The following is a 19,978-nucleotide window of genomic DNA, read 5'->3' on the forward strand; positions in this document are numbered from 1 at the left end:
ATCAGTTTCGACCCAGCAAGCCAACTGACTTGTCGAAAATTTGCCAGATGCTCGGGACGCATCGGGAGGAGATTACATGTTACTGAATGGGAAGACCGCGGTCATTTCTGGCGCGGCGAGCAGGCGCGGCATCGGCCGTGCAACGGCGCAGCTTTTCGCCGAGCATGGCGCCCGCGTCGCCATCCTCGATATCGATGCCGACGCCGCTGCGGAGGCCGCCGCGGCGCTGCCGAGCGTCAAGTCTGGCAACCATGTCGGCCTGCGCTGCGACGTCGCCGACAAGTCGTCCTGCGCCGATGCCGCATCCAAGGTGATCGCCTCGTTCGGTTCGGTAAACGCGCTGATCAACAATGCCGGCATCACCCAGCCCGTCGGCACGCTCGATATCACCGAAGCAGACTGGCAGCGGATCGTGGCGGTCAACATGACCGGCGTGCTCTTCCTGAGCCAAGCCTTCATCCCCTACATGCGCGACAATGGTGGCGGATCGATTGCCTGCATGTCTTCTGTCTCGGCGCAGCGTGGCGGCGGCATCTTCGGCGGGCCACATTACTCCGCAGCCAAGGCAGGCGTGCTCGGCCTCGCCAAAGCGATGGCCCGCGAATTCGGTCCAGCCGGCATTCGCGTCAACTCCGTCACGCCTGGCCTCATCCAGACGGATATCACCGGTGGCAAACTGACCGACCAGATGCGCGCCGACGTCATCAAGGGCATCCCTCTGAGCCGGCTCGGAGAGGCCGCCGACGTCGCGAATATCTACCTGTTCCTCGCCTCGGATCTGTCGGCCTACGTCACCGGCGCGGTCATCGATGTCAACGGCGGCATGCTGATCCATTGAGGCCCAATCTGGAGAGACACCGACATGAGCCAGATTGGCCACAATATCAGCCTGACAGAGCGCGCCCGGCGCATCCGCCGTCACGCGCTGCGTATGGGGGAAGTGCAGGGGCAGGGTTATATCGCCCAGGCGCTCGGCGTCGCCGACGTCCTTGCCGTATCCTACTTCCACGCCACGAACTACCGGCCGGAAGATCCGGAATGGGACGGCCGCGACAGGTTCCTGTTGTCGATCGGCCACTATGCGATCGCGCTTTACGCAGCTCTGATCGAAGCCAAGATCATTCCCGAGGACGAGCTGGAAACCTACGGCACGGATGACAGCCGGCTGCCGATGTCCGGCATGGCCGCCTACACGCCCGGCATGGAAATCACCGGCGGCTCGCTCGGACACGGGCTCGGCATCGCGGTCGGCATGGCCTTGGCGCTGAAGCGGAAGAAGTCCTCTTCCTTTGTCTATAATCTGTTTTCAGACGGCGAACTCGACGAAGGTTCGACCTGGGAGGCCGCGATGTCGGCGGGTTCCTACAAGCTCGACAATCTGATCGGCGTCGTCGACGTCAATCAGATGCAGGCCGACGGCCCGTCGGTCGGCGTGCTCAATTTCGAACCGCTGGGCCCCAAATTCGAGGCCTTCGGCTGGTTCGTCCAGCGGGTCGACGGCAACGATCTCGATGCGCTCGTAAAGGCGTTCGACGCCGCTCGTCACCACGCCGAGCTGAAGCCCCGCATCATCATATGCGACACGAAAATGGCGAAGGGGGTGCCCTTTCTCGAGGCGCGCGATCGAAACCACTTCCTGCGCGTCGAATCCCACGAATGGGCCGAGGCCCTCAGGATCATCGATGCGGGAGTTGAAGCATGAGGCGTTCGAAGTACATCCGGCCTGCCCATCTTGAAAGCGGCATCGACAAGCCCCGCCTGACGACGTCGGCGATGATCGCATCGATCGCCGGTCCCGATCAGCCGACGAGACCGGCACCCTTCGGCAATGCGCTTGCCGCCCTGGCGCGGAACGACGAGCGTATTGTCGGCATGTCCGCCGACCTCGCGAAATACACGGACCTTCATGTGTTTCGCGCTGCCCATCCCGACCGCTTCTATCAGATGGGCATGGCGGAACAGTTGCTGATGATGTCGGCGGCCGGCATGGCGCGCGAAGGCTTTCAACCTTGGGTGACGACATATGCCGTCTTCGCGTCCCGGCGGGCCTACGACTTCATCTGCCTGGCGATTGCCGAGGAGATGCTTGACGTGAAGATCGTCTGCGCCCTTCCGGGCCTGACGACGGGATATGGGCCGAGCCATCAGGCGACTGAGGATCTCGCGATGTTCCGCGGCATGCCGAACCTGACGATCGTCGATCCGTGCGACGCGAGCGAAATCGAGCAGGCGGTTCCGGCGATCGCCGCCCATAGGGGGCCGGTCTACATGCGCCTGCTGCGCGGCAACGTTCCGCTGGTTCTGGAGGAATACGGCTACAAGTTCGAACTCGGCAAGGCCAAGCTCCTTTGTGATGGCAAGGACACTCTCATCATCTCGTCGGGGCTGATGACGATGCGGGCGCTCGAGGCTGCCAAGCAGCTTCGAAACGACGGCGTCGACGCTGCCGTCCTGCACGTCCCGACCATAAAGCCGCTCGATGAGGCGGCGATCGTCGCCGAGTGCCGCAAAGGTGGGCGGCTCGTGGTCGTCGCGGAGAACCACACGGTCATTGGCGGCCTTGGAGAGGCAGTCGCCGGAACGCTGTTGCGTGCCGGCGTCGCACCGCCGGCCTTCCGCCAGATCGGCCTGCCCGACCAGTTCCTGGAGGCGGGCGCCTTGCCGACGCTTCATGACCAATACGGGCTATCGACCGTGAAGATGACGGAGGCGGTCAAGGCCTGGCTCTCGACCTGACGACATTGGCCGGTTGAGGAGATGCCGGCCGTTTAAACAAGCTTGTGATGGAGGATGATATGAGCGTGCAGATGAACAGAAGATTTTTCCTGGCGAGCGCCACTGCTGCGCTCGCGGCCCCGGCAATCGTGCTTTCGAGCCGATCCGCCAGCGCTGCCGCCACGACCCTGACCCTCGGCCATGGCGCCGCGCCCGGCAACCCCCGAACCGTCGCTGCCGCTAAGTTCGCGGAACTCGTCAAGCAGAAGACCGAAGGTCGTATCCAGATCAACGTCGCAGGCGCCGAGACGCTTGGCAGCGACTCCGCGATGCTCACCAGTCTCAGGACAGGCGCGCTGGACTTCACCGCCAACAGCCAGGGCGCAACTTCGGCGATCGTTCCGGAACTCAGCGCGCTCGGCCTGCCGTTTCTGTTCGAAAACACCGACAAGGCCGTGGCTGTCCTGAACGGTCCGGTGGGGGCCGAGCTCAACCGCCGCTTCGAAGCGGTCGGAGTCGTACCGCTCGACTGGTGGGACAACGGCATCCGGCACCTGACGAACTCGAAGCGGAAGGTGACTTCGCCTGCTGAGCTGGCGGGCATGAAAATCAGGACGCCCGCCGATCCGATGACCATCGACATCTTCCAGGCATTGGGAGCAGGCACCGAACAAATCGCCTTCGGCGAGCTCTACATCGCCCTGCAGCAGGGCGTTGTCGATGGGCAGGAGAATCCGCTCGCCAATATCGAAAGCTCGAAACTTCACGAGGTCAACAAATACATCAGCCTGACCGCCCACAAATGGGAATCCACTCCGTTCCTGATGTCGAAGATCGCTCAGGCCCGCTTGGGGTCTGATTTAGATGCGGTCAAGGCCGCGGCAAAGGAGGCGGGTGCTCTGCAGCGGAAGCTCTCGAGCGAGAAGGCCGCTGAAGTGCTCGAGAACTTCAAGAAGAACTCCGCCGTCGAGGTGGTGGAAGTCGACCACGACGCTTTCGTCAAGGCGACCGCGCCCGTCGCCGACACCTGGAAGAAGAAGCCTTTCGGCGATTTTGTCACCCAGGTGGAAGCGGCTGCGAGGGGCTGAGGCTTCTCCAACGATCCGGAGGCCTCATGAGCAGGTTCTATTCAGCCGTCGATCTGGTCGCCGGTATCATCGTCTTATTTGCCCGTTTGGTCATCATCGTCAGCGGCGTAGCGCTGACGGTGGTCACCACGGCCAACGTCGTCGCTCGATACGCTTCGGCGAGCGGGGGACTGTCGTTCGCCCAGGAGCTGCCGATGCTGATGTTTCCATGGTTCATCATCGCCGGAATCATCATTGCGGCCCACACGGGCGGGCATATGGCCGTCGAATGGCTCTACGAAAAGCTCGACGGCAGTGCTCGGACGACGGCCCTCATCGTAGCGAACGCGATCAGCGTCGCCGCATTTCTGGTGTTGGCATATCAGGCGACCGTGGTGGCCGAGATCGCCGGGGCTGAACGCAGCCCCGTTCTGCAGCTTCCGAACAGCATCGGATACTACTCGCTTTCGATCGGTGCCGTGCTGGTGTCTATCGTCACCATCGCCGCGACCGTCCGCGTTCTCCGCCTCGGCTGGGATCACCGCCTCGAAATCAAGCCCGAGGAGATCGCGCTATGACACTCGTCATGATCTTTTCCTTTTGCATCCTCATGGTCCTCGCCGTTCCCGTCGGCTATGGGCTGATCATCGCAGCAGGGCTTGGAGTGCTGTTCAATGGCTACGTCCCGCTCTCGGTGGTCGCCCAGCAGGTCTACGACCAGACCCAGTCCTTCCCGATGCTGGCGCTCCCGTTCTTCATGCTTGCAGGCACGCTGATGCTTGGCGGCGAGCTGGGGCGTCAGCTCCTGGAGCTCGCCTCTCGCGCGATGCAGCGGTGGCGGGGCGGACCGCTTTCGACCACGGTCGTATCCTCGGTCGTCTTCGGCGGCGTATCCGGTTCGGCCGTGGCGAATGCCAGTGCGCTTGGCTCCGTTCTCATCCCATGGCAGAAGAAGCACGGGTTCCCGCCGGCACTCTGCGCCGCCAACAACGCGACCTCCGCCGTCATTGACGTCCTCATCCCGCCTTCGATCCCGATGATCCTCTACGCTCTGATCAGCGGCGTCAGCGTCGGTGATCTGTTCATCTCCGGCATCGTTCCGGGGCTGATCATGGCGGCGAGCTTCGTCTTCGTCTGCTGGTATGTCTCCGTGAGGCGGGGGTATGCCGCCGCGGCCGTGAAGGTCCGCAAGCGTGAGCTGGCGCGACTGGCACTACAAAGTTTGCCGGCAATCCTGCTGCCGATCCTGATCATCGTCTTTCTGCGTTCCGGCCTGGCGACGCCGACAGAGGTCTCGGTCCTGTCGGTCGTTTACTCGCTGCTGCTCAGCATCCTCTTCTACCGTGACCTGACCTGGAAACGCTTCTGCGAGAACATGGTGGAGGCGGGCGTCGCGACGGGTGTCGTCATGCTCGTGATCATGGGCAGCGCGGCGGTCGGCTGGGTTCTGACATTCGATCAGGCCCCGCAGCACATGGCCGAATGGGTCTCGACGCACATCTCCAGCCCGATGGTCATCATTCTCATGATGAACCTGATCATGTTGGTGGTCGGCATGCCGCTCGACATGCCGCCGGCGATCCTCCTGCTCGGACCGATCTTCGTTCCTCTGGCCGATTCCATCGGCCTCGACCGGGTCCAGCTTGGCCTGATGATGGTGATCAACCTCGGGATCGGTCTCTACACGCCGCCGATCGGCACGACCCTGTTCATCTCGTCTTCAATCGCAAAGGCGCCGCTCGGCACCACAACGAACGAGCTCTGGCCGTTTTTCGGCATGGCCATGCTCCTCCTTCTCGCGGTCAGCTTCGTGCCCGCGCTGACGATCTACTGAGGAGCGTTCGATGAGCGAAACGTCCAAGAACGTCATCACCGTCCGAGGACTCACAAAGTCCTACGGTGCGACCTCGGTCCTCAAGGGCGTCGACTTCTCCGTTGCTCGGGGGGAGGTTCATGCGCTGCTTGGCGGTAATGGCGCCGGCAAGTCGACGATGATCAAGATCATCACGGGCGCGGCCTCGCGCAATGATGGAGAGATCCGCTTCTTCGACAGCAACGGCAGCGAACGGAGCGAGGCCGAGGGTAGGGCGAAGGTCGCAGTCGTGCACCAGGAACTTGCGCTCCTGCCGCATTTGACCGTCGCCGAAAACATTGCCCTGCCGCATCAACGCAGAGGTGCGGGCTTGTTTCGGCGTGCGGCCGCAGCGGGACAGGCCTACGATGCGCTGAGAACGATCGACCAGGATTTCGCCGCCAAGTCTCTATACAGGCTGGTGGGCAGCCTGAGCCTCCACGAAGGTCAGATGGTCGAAATTGCCCGGGCTCTTTCTTCGGGTGCGGAATTAATCCTCCTCGACGAGCCGACTGCCAATCTCACAACTCTTGAGACGGAGAGGCTGTTTGCGGTCCTGAGGCGGCTCACCCGGGACACCGGTCTGTCGGTCGTGTTCGTCTCGCACCGGATGAAGGAGATCAGGCAGATCGCCAATGTCTGCACGATCATCCGCGACGGCCGGACGGTAGTCGATCGTCAGGCGATGGCAGAGCTGACAGACGCCGGCATCATCGAAAAGATGGGGCAGGTGGCAGCCTCTCATGCACCGGAACGGGCGCCCCAGCCCGAATACCGGTCGGACGCCTCCGCTGCGACGGACACCATCACCATCGAGGAGGCAGGTTTCAGACTGGAACTGCTGCCGGGCACCGTCCTCGGCGTGGCCGGCGCACCGGCTGGACCGGCGGCACTGATCGAAGCGCTGACAGGCGCCGCCCGGAAGAAGCGATGGACGGTTGCGCGTGGGGGATGGCCGGACCAGCTCCGATCGCCGCGCAAAGCCGCCCGCCTGGGAGCGGGATATGTGACCGGCGATCGGGCACACAAGGGAGTCCTCCACAGTCTTCCGATCATCGATAACGTGATGGCGTCCCGCCGTGTGACCAGAGGCGCGCTCCTCGCCGGCGGCTCTGAAGGGGGCGAATGCCTCGATCTGCTGAAGGCCTTGAAGGTGAAGGCCGCTTCCGTCTGGGATCTGCCGAGCACGCTGAGCGGTGGCACGCAGCAGAAGCTGCTGCTTGCCCGCTGGCTGGGCGTGCCCTCCCGGCTGCTGGTCCTCGAGGAACCGACCAGAGGCGTCGATATCGGAACCAAGCGTGAGATTTATCAGCTCATCAGACAGATGGCCGCTTCAGGCACAGTGATCGTCTGGTGGTCTACCGAAAATGTCGAACTGCTGGAAGTCTGCGACCGAGTCATCGGCTTCGACACCGAGGGACGCTGTGCCGGCGTGATGGACCGCGTCGACTTCAGTGAAGAGAAACTTGTTACCTTGACTGGAATGGCCGCATGACTGAGACCCGGGCACACATCGCGCCGACTGAGGCGCCCGCAACAAAAATCAAACAGAGGGAAAGCCTCTTTAGCGCCTACAGGACCGAGATCGCCATCGCTCTGGCCATCGTGCTGCTGGCCCTTGCGGTCGGCTCGCGGGTTCCGCAGGCGCTCACCTGGGGCAACTTCGCCAATATCACACAGGCAGGTGCGCCTCTTATCATCATGTCGCTGGGCGTCCTGCTTGTCGTCATCACCGGCGGTATCGACCTGTCCGTCGGCTCGGTCTTCTCCTTGACCGGCATGGTGACGGCTCAGGCGATGGCAAATGGGTTTGGCGGCATCTCGGCAAGCCTGATCGGTCTAGGCGTCGGACTTCTTTTCGGATCGATCAACGGCTTCCTCGTCACGATCGCCGGCCTGGCGCCGTTCGTCGTGACGCTCATCACCTTTGCCGTTGCCGGCTCGCTCGCCTTCATCGTCACCAACGGGCGCTCGATGCCAATCGGCGATCCGGACTTCTGGCTCCTTAACAGCGGCAGCCTGATACCGGGCGTTCCGAATTACATCCTCTTCTGCGTGATCCTTTTGATCGCGATCGAGCTCTTCCTGAAGAAGATGGTGGCGGGCCGATGGTTCTATGCTGTCGGCAGCAGTTCGACGGCTGCCTATCTGCTTGGCATCCCGGTCAAGCGAACGAAATTCATGGCCTATGTCGCGTCGTCGCTGCTTGCATCGTTCTCCGGCCTCCTGACGATCTCCTACATTCTCAACGCCGAATCCACGGCGGGGTCGAGCCTGATGCTTCAGGCTACAGCGGCGGTCGTGATCGGCGGTGCAAGCCTGCTCGGCGGCACGGGCACCGCGGTCGGCGCCGTGCTGGGGGCTCTGATGATCACGGTCATCCAGAACGGCGTCAATCTCATCGGCATCAACAGCTTCTGGCAGGGGTCGGTCACCGGCGTCGCCATTCTCATCGCGGTCCTTATCGACCGCTTCAGCAAGTCGCGGCGGGGGGCCGTTTGACATCAACCCGGCAAAGCCGGTCTTTGGAGGAGGAATGAAAATGAAAAGCACGAAACACGCAATGAGGTTGTTTGCCGGCGTTGCAATGGTGGCCCTTTCACTTTCGGCTGCCGCCCATGCTGAGGAAAAGAAGACCGTGGCGTACCTGGCGCCGTCGCTTGACATCTCCTACTGGCAGTGGGTCGGCTATGGCGTGAAGGAGAAGGCCAAGGAACTCGGCATGGACTATGTCGAGTACACGTCGGAAAATTCGCCGGCCAAGCAGATGGACAATGCCCGCACCGCCGTGACCAAGGGCGTCGATGCGATCGTGATCGGCCCCGTGAGCTCGACGAGCACGCCGCCGCTCCTCGCCTATTTGAAATCGCAGAACATCCCCATCGCGTTCGCCGGCATCGGCCCGCAGCCCGGCCAGACCGACTACACGTCGTCAGTTACGGCAAACAATTACGAGACCGGCAAGGCGCAGGGCGAATTCGTCTGCAAGCTTGCCAAGGACCGCGGCGGCAACCAGGTCGGCATGCTCTCATTGCCGCAGGATCGCGAGAATGCCCAGAAATATCTGAAGGGGGCGGAAGAAGCGTTCAAGGCGAGCGGCTGCGATCTGGCGCAGATGCTGGAGACCAGGGGACTTACCGTCAACGAGGCGGTCACGCAGGCCAATGACATGCTCACCGCCCATCCTGATATCAAGGCCATTTACGGCATGTATGATGAGGCCGGGACAGGTGCCGCGAAAGTGCTTCAAACCCGCGGTCTTACCGGCAAGGTCGGCATTGCGGTTGCAGACGGCAGCCCGACGACGATCTCGCTGCTGAAGTCGAACGCGATCCAGGGCATCTTCTTCCAGGAGGCGGTCGGACAAGGAATCGACGGGACTCAGCAGGTTTTCAATGCAATCTCCGGCGCGCCGGTCAAGAAAGACCTCGCTCTCGTCATGCCGCTGGTGACGGCCGATAAGGTTGACTCGCCGGAAGCGAAGGCCGTCATCGCGCGGGTGTTCCCGCCCGCCAACTAAGGTGGTGTGGACGCCGGCTGTTCTGGCCGGCGTCCATTTCGGCGATCTCTTGAAGGGCCGCAGGCATGAAAGACCTCCCGATCATCGATCCGCATTTTCATCTCTGGGATCTCGACAACAACTACTATCCGTGGCTGTCGGACGGCGTGAAACAGTCTGCCTTCGGCGACTATACCGCCATCAACAAGACTTACCTCATCGACGACTTCCTGGCGGACGCCAGGAATCAGAACCTGGTGAAGGCAGTCCACCTCGACGTCGGATACGATCCGAAGGATCCGGCCGGCGAGACGCGGTGGCTGCAGGGCGTGGCCGACAAGCACGGTTTTCCTCACGGCATCGTCGGATATGCCGATTTCCGCAGACCCGACGTCGGCGATCTCCTCGACGAGCACATGACTTTCGCGAACTTCCGCGGCATCCGGCAGTCGATGAACTATCACCAGGATCCTGCCAAGACCTACCTGACCGAACCTGGCGTTAGCCGCACGCCGGAATGGCGCAGGGGCTTCAAGGAACTTGCCCGACGGGATCTCAGTTTCGACCTCCAGCTCTACTACTGGCAGATGGAAGAATTTCTCGATCTTGCCCGCGCCTTTCCCGACGTGCAGATCATCCTGAACCACACGGGCATGCAGGTTGACGGCCCAAGCCATTTCGAGGGGTGGCGAAGTGGGATGCGCATGCTTGCACAGGCACCCAATGTGGCCTGCAAAATCTCAGGCCTCGGAATGGGCGACTGGACCTGGACGGTCGAAAGCATCAGGCCCTATGTGGAGGAGGCGATTGCAGCGTTCGGCGTCGAGAGGTGCATGTTCGCTTCGAACTTCCCGGTCGACAAGCTGTTCGGCAGCTACGACAAGATCATGGACGCCTTCAAGGTGATTACAGCGAACTACACCGGCGACGAGCAGCTTGCCTTATTTCATCATAACGCCGCTCGCCTATATCGGATTTGATGCAAATGTATGAGAATGGGGACCGGCCACAGATAGGGATCGACGGTTCCCGACATTCGTTGGGTTGCACTCAGCAAAATTTGTACCGCGATTTCCGGGCCGGATGCCGATGTCGTCCCGTCTTCGTCCACTGGGACAGCGACCCCGCATCGTACCCGCTTGCAGCATCCCATTAAAAAGCACTAAGGGTATGGAAGTCGAAGGCGCGGAACTGAGGCATTCACCGCTTTCGATCCTCCAACACGTCGGAAAAGGCAAAGATGACAAGCTCCGAATGGCGGGTGGGAGTGCTGTTTTCCAGAAGCGGAATTAGCGAAGTTACGGAAACCGAGCACTTTCTTGGCACCGCACTTGCGATCGAGGAAGTCAATGCGGCGGGCGGCGTGCTTGGCAAGCCCATTGTCCCGATCGCCTATGATCCCGGCGGGGACCAAACCGCCTATCGCAATCTGGCGCGGCGCTTGCTGGCGGACGACGACGTCAACATCATTTTCGGTGGCTCGATGTCGGCCAGCCGAAAGGCCGTGCTGCCGATCGTCGAGCGGCACAATGGACTGCTGTTTTATCCGTCGATGTATGAAGGTTTCGAATATTCGGAGAACGTCGTCTATACCGGCGCCACCCTCAATCAGAATACTTTCGCGCTCGCGGAATATCTTCTCCGCCACCATGGACGCCGCATCCTCTTCGTCGGCGCGGATTATATCTATCCGCGCGAATCCAATCGGGTGATGCGCGATGTGGTAGAAGCAAAGGGCGGCGAAGTCGTCAGCGAGCGATATCTTCCCCTTCATGCCGACGAACAAACCTTGCGTTCGGTTATTTCCGATATCGTCCGCCTTCAGCCCGATGCTATTTTCTCGACGATCATCGGCCGGCCGGCGCAGCGCTTTTACCGCATGTATGCCGAGGCCGGAATCGATCGCAAGAAGGTTCCGATCGCCAGCCTGACCATGGCCGAGAGCGAGATCCGCGAGATCGGAGCCGACGCTTGCACCGGCCATATTCTTTCGGCGACGTATTTCCAGACGGTCGAGAACGAGGCAAATGAGCGCTTCGTAAGTGCGTTCAAGGCCCGTTTTGGCCAGGACTGCACGACGAGCGTGTGGTCGCAGCCTGCCTATGCGCAGGTTCACCTCTTCGCCCGTGCGCTTGCCCGGGCTGGCTCGCTCGATACCCATCGTATTTCCGAAGAAATTCTCCTGGAGGACTTTCTTGCTCCAGAGGGCCGGATCAACTTCGACACCGATACCCGTCATCTCTGGCTGCATCCCCGCATCGGCGTGGCGCGGGCCGACGGGCTTTTCGACATTGCCTGGCAAGCGCCCGGCCCGGTCCGGCCGGACCCGTACCTGACGGCGTCGCGGTTCGAAGACGTTTGGTTGGAGGCCTGAGATGGCGGGACCCAGCAGGATCGTTCAGGATCTGCGGCGCGCACGCGTTCTTGTCGTCCATCCGCGCGACGAGGACGGCAACGTGCTGATCGCTCACCTCAAGCGCCTTGGCTGCGAGGTCCGGGCGACCTGGCCGCTTCCGCCATCCTTGCCTCCCGACATAGACACCGTTTTCCTGCATATCGAGGATGTGCATGTCGAGCACGCGCTTGAGATCATCGACCTCCAGCAGACGGCGATCATCGCCATCGTAACATATGAGAGCCCGACCGCCCTCCAGGCCATCATCGATCTCAACGCCCACGGCGTGATCAGCAAACCGTTGCGCCCGCTCGGCATCCTGACGCAATTTGTGCTTGCACGCTATCGGCAGAGCTACGAAAAACGGCTCGCCGGCAAGGTGCAGAAACTCGAGGAAACCTTGAAGAGTCGCCGGCTTGTGGAAAAAGCGGTTTCAGCGCTGCGGGCCATGAACGGTCTCGACGAGGAGGCGGCCTACAAGCTCCTGCGCGATCAGGCGACGTCCAAGCGCGTTCCGATGGCGACGATCGCCGAATCCATCATTGCCGCGCAAGACACCATGAAAAGCCTCGGGCTTTCCATCGGCGGAAAAAATCAACCTTAAGTCGCTGGAACTGCCGGCTTCGAAAATGCCTGCTAAGGCGGCTTGACGGTCACATTCTTTCGTGCCAGCCTAAAGATAATGAGCAGGTTTGCTCAGCGGCAGGGCTGCCGCATTCACATCATGGCTATGTAGCCTCTGGTTCACGGATTGAATTCCGTGCCAGAGGTTTTTTGCGTTTGGAGACGAGATTGAGTGTCAAGACCTCAACAGCGCGGACGGCAACAGTCGCAACCGTCCAGTTCGAACCGATCGTCGGTGATCGCGCCCATAACCTCGCGGCCATAGAGCGGCTGGCGAGGGCGGCGAAGGTCAAGGGCGCGGAGATCGTCGTTCTGCCGGAACTCGCCGATAGCGGCTATAGCTTCCGTGACGGCGAGGAGGTTGCCGCATTGGCCGGCCCGGTACCCGGCGGCCCGAGTGCCGAGGCGTTCCGCCGCCTTGCCGGGGAGCTTGGCCTTCACATCGTCAGCGGCGTTGCCGAGCGGGATGGCGACCGGTTTTACAACAGCGCACTTCTCTGTGGTCCCGAGGGATATATCGGCAAGTACCGCAAGCTCCATCTGTGGAACAACGAAAACCGTCTTTTCAAAAAAGGTGATCTCGGGCTGCCGGTATTCGACCTGCCCTTTGGCCGCATCGGCATCGCCATCTGCTACGACGGCTGGTTTCCGGAAACATTTCGCGAGTTGGCGCTGGCCGGCGCGGAACTGGTCTGCGTGCCCACCAACTGGGTACCGATGGTGGGTGCGGAAAGTGCGGCCGAACCGATGGCGAATATCCTGCACAAGGCGGCCGCCCATACCAATGGTCTTTACATCGCCTGCGCCGACCGGATCGGCGTCGAGCGCGGCCAGTCCTTCATCGGTCGCAGCCTTATCGTCGGCCCGCAAGGCTGGCCAATATCCGGTCCGGCCAGTGCCGATCGCGAGGAAATCCTCCTTGCGCAAATCGATCTGTCGAGCGTGACGGAGACCCGCACGCTCAACAGTTTCAATCATCTGCTCGGCGACCGCCGAGCCGATGTCTACGGGTAACATCGACCCATTCAAGAAAGGGGAACAAAAATGCAAATGAAACCCATCATCCTGACACTGGCATCCGCGGCATTCGCCACGGCAGCTTTCGCCGAGGATCCGATCAAGATCGGGGTGCCGGTCGGGCTATCAGGCGCAAACAGCGTGGTTGCGCCGTCCGTCGTCCAAGCTGCGGAACTCGCCGTCGAAGAAATCAACGCCAAAGGCGGCGTTCTCGGGCGGCCATTGGAACTCGAGATCGCCGACGACGCGTCAGGTGCTGCCGGTGCGCAAAAGGCCTTCGATTCCCTGGTTTTCCAGAAGGAAGTGAACGTCGTCATCTCCATGGAGACGAGCGCTGCGCGCAATGCCGGCCTGCCGATCATTTCCAAGGGTGACGTGCCATACATCTACACGTCGTTCTACGAAGGCAAATCCTGCAACACCAATCTTTTCGTCGATGCCTGGGTTCCAGAACAGCAGGTGCCGCCTGTCGTCGACAATTTCATCGGCAAACAGGGTGCAAAGAAGTTCTTCCTGATTGGATCGGATTATGCCTTCGGACGCGGCATGCTTACTTTCGCCAAGACCTATATCGAAAAAGCGGGCGCTCAGGTGGTCGGCGAAGAGTATCTGCCGATGGACGGCAGCGACTGGACGGCCATCATCTCCAAGGTCCGCTCCTCCGGCGCTGATGCCATCATCACCTCGACGGCCGGCGGCGCACCGAACGTGACCTTGACCAAGCAACTGCGCTCGTCTGGCGTCACTCTGCCTTACGGCAATCTCGCGGTCGACGAAGGCACCGCCAAGAGCATGGGTGCGGATGCCAAGGACATCTTCCTCTCCGCATCCTACGTCACCGGTATCGACAGCCCAGACAACAAGGCCTTTCTTTCGGCCATGGAAAAGAAGTTCGGCAAGGAACTGCGCACGCCGAACGATCTTTCCGTGCCGCAATATGAGGCGATCTACCTTTACAAGGCAGCCGTCGAGAAGGCCGGCAGCACCGATACGGCGGACGTGCTCAAAGCCCTTCCCGACGTATCCTTCACCGGTCCGCGCGGCAAGATCTCGATGAACAAGCAGCACCATGCGCCACTGACGATGTATCTTGGGCAGGTGAAGGACGACGGCAGCGTGGCGGTCGTCGATAGCTTCAAGGACGTCGATCCCGGCGATCAGTGCCCGAATCTCTGAAACCAGCGTGGCGGGGCAGGCGCCCCGCCTCCAGCATCGGAGTTCTAGAAATGACGCTCTTTCTCGATATTGTCAGCTCTGCGGCCATTCTCTTCATCGTTGCCGCCGGGCTGCTCGCGATCTTCGGCGTGCTGAAGATCATCAATTTCGCGCATGGCGCGTGGCTGACGATCGGGGCCTACTGCGCTGTCGTCGTCAGCGGGTTCGGCCTCAATCCATGGCTCGCCATTCCCTTCGCCTTCCTGGTCGGAGCGATCCTCGGCGGTATCGCCGAACGGTTCATCGTGCGGCCTCTCTATCGCCGGCCGCTCGACGCCATTCTCGCAACCTGGGGCCTTGGCATCGTCATCGGCCAACTGATCACGCTCTGGTTCGGCCGCGACGTGCAGTTCACGCCGGCCCTGTTGCCCGGCACCTTCGATCTCTTTGGCACCGGCTACTCGGCCTACCGCCTTTTCGCCATTGCTGCGGCTATCGGTCTGGGTCTCGGCTTCACCTTGCTGCTTGATGGGACAAGGCTTGGTCTTTCCGCCCGGGCAGTCATCATGAATGAAACACTGGCGCGCGGGCTCGGTATCGATACCGAAAAGGTGCGGCTCGCAACCTTCATGATCGGCACCGGCCTTGCCGCCCTCGCAGGTGTGCTGCTCGCGCCGCTGACCAGCGTCGATCCCAATATGGGCGTCGCCTGGCTAACAGGCGCCTTCATGCTGGTGATGGTCGCGGGCTCTTCCTTCGCCGCGCTTGCCGCCGCCTGCCTCATCTTCGGTGCCGCTCAGGTGCTGGTCAGCACCTATTTCAGCCCAATCCTCGGCGGCATCACCGTAGCCGTCCTCTGCGCAATCACACTGCGCATACGTCCGAAAGGATTTGCCCGTGCGTGACAGACAAAAACTCCGGCTTGTCCTTCTTCTGGCGCTGGCGCTTGCAGCCCTCCTGCTGATCGTCTTCGGACCGATGTTTCTCGGCCGCTTCAGCCTCAACGTCCTGACACGTTCGATGATCTACGCCATGCTGGCGATCACCGTCGACCTGCTCTGGGGATATACGGGCGTTCTCACCTTCGGGCAGGCGGCATTCTTTGGCGTCGGCGCCTATTCCACCGCCATGGTTCTCACCCATGTCGGCGCAAGCCCGGGGCTTTTCGTCGTCGCCCTTGTCGCCGCCGTGCTCGTTCCGCTCGTGCTTGGCCTCGCCGTCGGCTGGCTGTCGTTCTATCACGGATCGACACCGCTCTATGCCACCGTGATCTCGCTCGTTGTGCCGATCGTCGTCACACAGCTCGTCTTTTCGGGCGGCACCTGGACCGGTTCCTCGAGCGGCCTTGTCGGTTACGACACTCTGCCGCTCGGGCTTCCCGGCTATTTCCGCCTGTCGGGCGCCTGCCTGCTGGCATTGGCCATTGTTGCGATCGTCTTTGTCCGGTCGGACGCCGGCCGTCTGCTTGTGGCAATCCGCGACAATGAAGCCCGCGTCGCCTATCTGGGCATGAACCCAGCCCGGTTGAAAATCGTTTTGACGGGCGCTCTCGCCGGCGTATGCGGCCTGGCGGGCTTCCTCTATGCCAATGCGTCCGGCGTCGTCGCACCTGAAAACACCGGCTTCGTATTCGGCACTGAACTCGTCGTCTGGACGGCGCTCGGTGGCCGGGGAACGATCATCGGGCCCTTGTTCGGTGCTATCGGCATCGATTATCTGAGCGCCAGTCTTTCGGGCGATCTGCCCTTCCTGTGGCAACTGATCGTCGGGACGCTCTTCGTCGTCATGATCATCCTTTTGCCGGGCGGCCTCGCCTCGCTGGTAACGCGCTTCCTTAAGGCCGCAAACTCCAACAGCACTCTGAAGTCCCTGCCGACGCGCATCGTCGCCAAGGAGGGTGCACTGGCAAGCGAAAGCCTCCTGTCGATACGCGGTCTCGGCAAGTCCTATGGCAGCCTCTCCGTCCTCAAGGGCATCGAACTTGAGATCGGCGCCGGAGAACTCGTCAGCCTGGTCGGCCCGAACGGCGCCGGCAAGACCACGCTGATGCGTTGTCTGTCCGACGGCACCCAGCAGATCGAAGGTCAAGTGGATATCTTCGGCACGAATATCGCCGGTCGTGCACCCGAACGGATCGTCGCGCTCGGCGTCGGCCGCAAATTCCAGGTCGCCAGCATCTTCGACAGCATGACCGTTGGCGAATGCCTGAAGATGGCGCGTCTCAGCCGCGAGAGACCCAACCCGATGCGATCGGCCGCCGAGATCATGCTGCCGGCAGCAGCGGCCGAAATCCTGACGCTCACCGGCATGGCTGATATGCTGGACAAACCGGTCTCGCTGCTGTCGCACGGTCAAAGGCAGGCTCTCGAACTGGCAATGGTCGTCACTCTGGAACCACGCGTCATTCTTCTCGACGAGCCGACCGCGGGTCTTACCAAGACCGAGCGCATGACCATCGGCATTATCCTCAAGAAACTGACGGACCAGATGGGTTTCGCCGCCATCCTGGTCGAACACGATCTGGATTTCGTGCGCGAGATATCGAGCCGCATCGTGGTTCTCCACCAGGGCAAGCTCGTTCTCGACGGCACGGTGAACGACGTGGTCAATTCGGAGACGGTTCGCACCATCTATGCAGGAGGCGCTCATGGCTGACCCGTTCAAACTCAAGCTCAGCGGCGTATCGAGCGGATATGGCGCGGTGAATGTCGTCAACGGCGTGTCGCTCGCCATCCGGCCCGGCGAAATCTTCACCCTCATGGGCAAAAACGGCATGGGCAAAACGACACTGCTGAAGACGATCCTCGGCTTCCTGCGTGTCGGCAAAGGCAAGATCGAGGTCGATGGTGCTGATATCACCGACAGGAAGCCCACCGAGCTCATCGCTTCCGGCATCGGCTATGCCCCTCAGGAATTGCCGCTGTTTCAGGATCTTTCCATCCGCGACAATCTGCGCTTGGCGCTCAAAGGCGATCGGGATCTGGCGTCCGCCCTGGAGCGGGTCTACAGCTATTTCCCGTTCCTGAAGGACCGGCTGGCGCAGAAGGCCGGCACGCTTTCGGGCGGTGAGCAGAAGATGCTGATCCTGGCGCGGGCGCTGATGCTGCGGCCAAAGCTGCTGCTCATCGATGAAATCTCCGAAGGCCTGCAGCCCTCTGTCGTCCAGAACATCGCCAAGGCGTTGAGGGATGACCGTGAGCAACGCGGCACGACTATCCTGCTGGTCGAACAGAACCTGGATTTCGCCCTTTCGGTGGCGGACCGCTGGGCCATTCTCAAACTTGGAGCGATCGAAGACGAAAGCCCCAATGGCCCGGACAGCCGCAACCGTGTCCTGCAGCATCTGAAGATCTAGGGAGCGGTTAGGTGCAGGACCGGTGGAATGCATTCATGCCCTATCCGGACGCGGATATCGGCCACGCGGCCATCGGTTTGCTTTCTGGCCTGCGCCTCGCAGTAAAGGACCTTTTCGACGTGGCCGGCTATCCAACCGCGGCCGGCAATGCCGCTGTGCTCGCTGCCTCCGGCATCAAGACGGCGACGGCGCCTTTGGTTCAGGCGCTCTTGGATGCCGGCGCCTGTTTCGTCGGCAAGACCAATACGGACGAGCTCGCCTATTCCCTCATCGGCGGCAACATCCATTTCGGAATGCCGAGAAACCCGCGAGATCCTAACCTTATTCCCGGTGGATCGTCGTCCGGTTCAGCCGTCGCGGTTGCCGCTGGTCTTGCTGATCTCGGCCTTGGAACCGACACTTCCGGCTCCATCCGGCTGCCCGCCGCCATCAACGGCCTCATCGGCTGGCGACCGACACATGGAAGCCTCGACAACAGGGCAGTGCGTCCGCTGGCGCCAAGCTTCGATGTGCCGGGTTTCATGACGACAAGCCTTGAACCAATGGCCGCGGCGATGAGCGCCGTCGGCATGCCCGCGGCAAATGACCGACCAATATCCATTCTCATTCCCGAAGATATCTTCGAAACCATCGACGACGCGATCGCCGATGAGATCATCGCCAGCCTTCGATCGGCGGCCATGCCTATCCGTAAGATCGATTCTATATCCTCAGCCAGCCTGGCGGATCTTGCTGTGGCGTTCATCACCATCCTGCAAAAAGAAGCCTGGGCAAGCAACAAAGCGCTCTTTGAGCAGAGTCCTGAAGCCATTTCTCCCGATATCGCCGCGCGTCTTCGATCAGGTTCGCGCCTGGACGAAAAGGACGTGCGCGAGGCATGCAGGATCCGCAAGCTCTTTTCCGGGGAGATTGACCGATTGCTTTGCGAAAGTGTGGTTGTTGCTCTTCCGACATTGGCAGTTAGCCCGCCCACACGCGATGCAGGGCCGGAAACTTTCGCCGCATTTCGTTCCGCCTGCATCAAGCTTCTGTGTCTCTCAGGTCTTGGCGGCTGCCCGCAACTGGCTTTTCCAATCGGCAGGGGCGCTGGAAACGTTTCGCTTTCCTTGCTCGGCGCACGGAGCGCCGACAGTATGCTGATGAATGTGGCCCGGCGACTAAGAGCTGAGTGAAAGAGCAAGCAACGGATGGCCGACTGGTTTACGAAATACCTCGCTTGAGGAGGCCGTTGCCCGAATGATCTGCGGGTAGGCGGCGTCCGCCATTCGGAGCAGCCTTGCTACAGGCTTCGCATTCCCGCGCACCTCAGGATTGCCTTGCTCTTCGACCTGCGCGGGGCTTGATTATCGCTCACCGTCGACCTTGCGCCGTCCCCGGCTGACCATCATTCCACCGATGATGAGGAGAATTCCGCCGGCGTTCGCCCAGAAGGACGCCGGCACCGCATTGATATAATCAAACGCCACCCCCGTGACCATCTGCCCGCCGATGATCAGCAGAGCCGAATTGACCGCGCCGATCCGCGCAATCGCCCAGCTGCCGGCGGCCACGAAGACAACGCCGAGCGGACCGCCGAGATAGGCATACCAGGGCGCCTCGGCGGCGCCCGCAGGAAGCAGGCCTCCGACGAAGAGGCCGAGGCAGGTGAGGGCGGCAAAACCTATCGCGTGATTCCAGAAGGATGCGATCAGCGGCGTCGTCGAGATGCTCAACCGCCCATTGAGCTGACGGCTGAGGCCGACGAGCACGCCGCCCAGGCAAGCGAGGAGAACGAAGAGCGTCACGCCGCACCTCGCCCGAACAAGATGATCAGCACCGCCCCGGCAACAACCAGGCCGAGCGCAACGATGTCACGTCTATCGGGATGCCGCTTTTGCATGCCGAACAGCCCCCAGCTATCGGCCGCGAGGCTGAAGACGACCTGGCCTGCCAGCCCCAAGGCCAAGGTGCCGGAGAGCCCGAGCGGGGAGTTGACCGTGGTCGAGGTCAGCATCACCGTTGCCGCCCCCGAGAGCCCGCCGAGATAGGCCCATAGAGGCGCGCGCAGGGTTTGTTCCGGCTTTGGCCGCCGCCGGTGGACCAGCAGCAGAAGAATGATGGCTGCGACCATGCCGGTGCCGTGCGCGGTCCAGGACGAAAACAGCGGATTCCCGTAGCGTGCCAGCTCGCCGTTCAGGTGCACCATGAAAGTCAGGAGGCCGCCCGTGGCAAAAGCGCCGGCAAAATAGATCGGATGCGGATTTCGTGCGGCGTCGATGGTCATTGGAGATCCCGTCAGCGAATCGGTTGCGGCGGATGT

At 61.5% G+C, this 19,978-nt stretch carries 20 protein-coding genes; 18 read left to right on the forward strand and 2 right to left on the reverse strand.

The window, feature by feature from the left end; all coding sequences use genetic code 11:
* Positions 1-76 precede the first annotated feature (76 nt).
* The 18 genes from CO671_RS27895 to CO671_RS27980 all read left to right on the forward strand — a co-directional run bounded on the left by CO671_RS27895 (position 77) and on the right by CO671_RS27980 (position 18,851).
* On the forward strand, positions 77-838 hold the full coding sequence (locus CO671_RS27895) for a glucose 1-dehydrogenase (RefSeq protein ID WP_097608660.1): 762 nt from the start codon (positions 77-79) through the stop codon (positions 836-838).
* A gap of 24 nt (positions 839-862) precedes the next feature.
* Complete coding sequence (locus CO671_RS27900; protein ID WP_097608661.1) at positions 863-1,702, forward strand: transketolase; 840 nt, start codon at positions 863-865, stop codon at positions 1,700-1,702.
* Positions 1,699-2,736: a transketolase family protein gene (locus CO671_RS27905; RefSeq protein ID WP_097608662.1), complete on the forward strand. Its 1,038-nt coding sequence runs from the start codon at positions 1,699-1,701 to the stop codon at positions 2,734-2,736. The genes CO671_RS27900 and CO671_RS27905 overlap by 4 nt, the downstream gene beginning before the upstream one ends.
* A 59-nt stretch (positions 2,737-2,795) precedes the next feature.
* Entirely contained in the window at positions 2,796-3,803 is a 1,008-nt protein-coding gene (locus CO671_RS27910; RefSeq protein WP_097608693.1) for a TRAP transporter substrate-binding protein, read from the forward strand.
* A gap of 26 nt (positions 3,804-3,829) precedes the next feature.
* Positions 3,830-4,360: a TRAP transporter small permease subunit gene (locus CO671_RS27915; protein WP_097608663.1), complete on the forward strand. Its 531-nt coding sequence runs from the start codon at positions 3,830-3,832 to the stop codon at positions 4,358-4,360.
* Positions 4,357-5,616: a TRAP transporter large permease subunit gene (locus tag CO671_RS27920; RefSeq protein ID WP_097608664.1), complete on the forward strand. Its 1,260-nt coding sequence runs from the start codon at positions 4,357-4,359 to the stop codon at positions 5,614-5,616. Before CO671_RS27915 ends, CO671_RS27920 begins: the two co-directional genes overlap by 4 nt.
* 10 nt (positions 5,617-5,626) lie before the next feature.
* Positions 5,627-7,129, forward strand: a complete 1,503-nt coding sequence (locus CO671_RS27925) for a sugar ABC transporter ATP-binding protein (RefSeq protein ID WP_097608665.1) — start codon at positions 5,627-5,629, stop codon at positions 7,127-7,129.
* On the forward strand, positions 7,126-8,136 hold the full coding sequence (locus tag CO671_RS27930) for an ABC transporter permease (protein WP_097608666.1): 1,011 nt from the start codon (positions 7,126-7,128) through the stop codon (positions 8,134-8,136). The genes CO671_RS27925 and CO671_RS27930 overlap by 4 nt, the downstream gene beginning before the upstream one ends.
* Positions 8,137-8,176: 40 nt before the next feature.
* Positions 8,177-9,154, forward strand: a complete 978-nt coding sequence (locus CO671_RS27935; protein WP_097608694.1) for a substrate-binding domain-containing protein — start codon at positions 8,177-8,179, stop codon at positions 9,152-9,154.
* Positions 9,155-9,219: 65 nt separating this feature from the next.
* Entirely contained in the window at positions 9,220-10,113 is an 894-nt protein-coding gene (locus CO671_RS27940) for an amidohydrolase (protein ID WP_010030579.1), read from the forward strand.
* A gap of 260 nt (positions 10,114-10,373) precedes the next feature.
* A complete protein-coding gene (locus CO671_RS27945; RefSeq protein WP_097608667.1) occupies positions 10,374-11,507 on the forward strand; it encodes a transporter substrate-binding domain-containing protein in 1,134 nt (377 codons plus the stop codon).
* 1 nt (position 11,508) lies between these two features.
* Positions 11,509-12,132 (forward strand): ANTAR domain-containing protein, encoded by a 624-nt coding sequence (locus tag CO671_RS27950; protein ID WP_010030221.1) that lies wholly within the window; start codon positions 11,509-11,511, stop codon positions 12,130-12,132.
* Between the two features lie 188 nt (positions 12,133-12,320).
* The gene (locus tag CO671_RS27955; protein ID WP_097608668.1) at positions 12,321-13,166 is read left to right on the forward strand and encodes a nitrilase family protein; all 846 of its coding nucleotides are present in this window, start codon (positions 12,321-12,323) and stop codon (positions 13,164-13,166) included.
* A 30-nt stretch (positions 13,167-13,196) separates the two neighbouring features.
* Positions 13,197-14,345, forward strand: coding sequence for a substrate-binding protein (locus CO671_RS27960; RefSeq protein WP_097608669.1), 1,149 nt, complete (start codon positions 13,197-13,199; stop codon positions 14,343-14,345).
* A gap of 50 nt (positions 14,346-14,395) precedes the next feature.
* On the forward strand, positions 14,396-15,229 hold the full coding sequence (locus CO671_RS27965) for a branched-chain amino acid ABC transporter permease (RefSeq protein ID WP_097608670.1): 834 nt from the start codon (positions 14,396-14,398) through the stop codon (positions 15,227-15,229).
* A complete protein-coding gene (locus CO671_RS27970; RefSeq protein WP_245425042.1) occupies positions 15,222-16,979 on the forward strand; it encodes an ATP-binding cassette domain-containing protein in 1,758 nt (585 codons plus the stop codon). The genes CO671_RS27965 and CO671_RS27970 overlap by 8 nt, the downstream gene beginning before the upstream one ends.
* Positions 16,972-17,679 carry an ABC transporter ATP-binding protein gene (locus CO671_RS27975; protein ID WP_097608695.1) on the forward strand — a complete coding sequence of 236 codons (708 nt, stop codon included), beginning with the start codon at positions 16,972-16,974 and terminating at the stop codon, positions 17,677-17,679. Before CO671_RS27970 ends, CO671_RS27975 begins: the two co-directional genes overlap by 8 nt.
* A gap of 11 nt (positions 17,680-17,690) precedes the next feature.
* Complete coding sequence (locus CO671_RS27980; RefSeq protein ID WP_097608672.1) at positions 17,691-18,851, forward strand: amidase family protein; 1,161 nt, start codon at positions 17,691-17,693, stop codon at positions 18,849-18,851.
* 171 nt (positions 18,852-19,022) lie between these two features.
* Here CO671_RS27980 and CO671_RS27985 read toward each other — a convergent pair whose 3' ends face one another.
* Complete coding sequence (locus CO671_RS27985; protein WP_010027914.1) at positions 19,023-19,463, reverse strand: DMT family transporter; 441 nt, start codon at positions 19,461-19,463, stop codon at positions 19,023-19,025.
* Positions 19,460-19,942 carry a DMT family transporter gene (locus CO671_RS27990; protein WP_097608696.1) on the reverse strand — a complete coding sequence of 161 codons (483 nt, stop codon included), beginning with the start codon at positions 19,940-19,942 and terminating at the stop codon, positions 19,460-19,462. Before CO671_RS27990 ends, CO671_RS27985 begins: the two co-directional genes overlap by 4 nt.
* Positions 19,943-19,978: the final 36 nt, after the last annotated feature.

The sequence above is a fragment of the Rhizobium sp. M10 genome (assembly GCF_002531955.1).
In the GTDB taxonomy this organism is placed as follows: Bacteria; Pseudomonadota; Alphaproteobacteria; order Rhizobiales; family Rhizobiaceae; genus Rhizobium; species Rhizobium etli_C.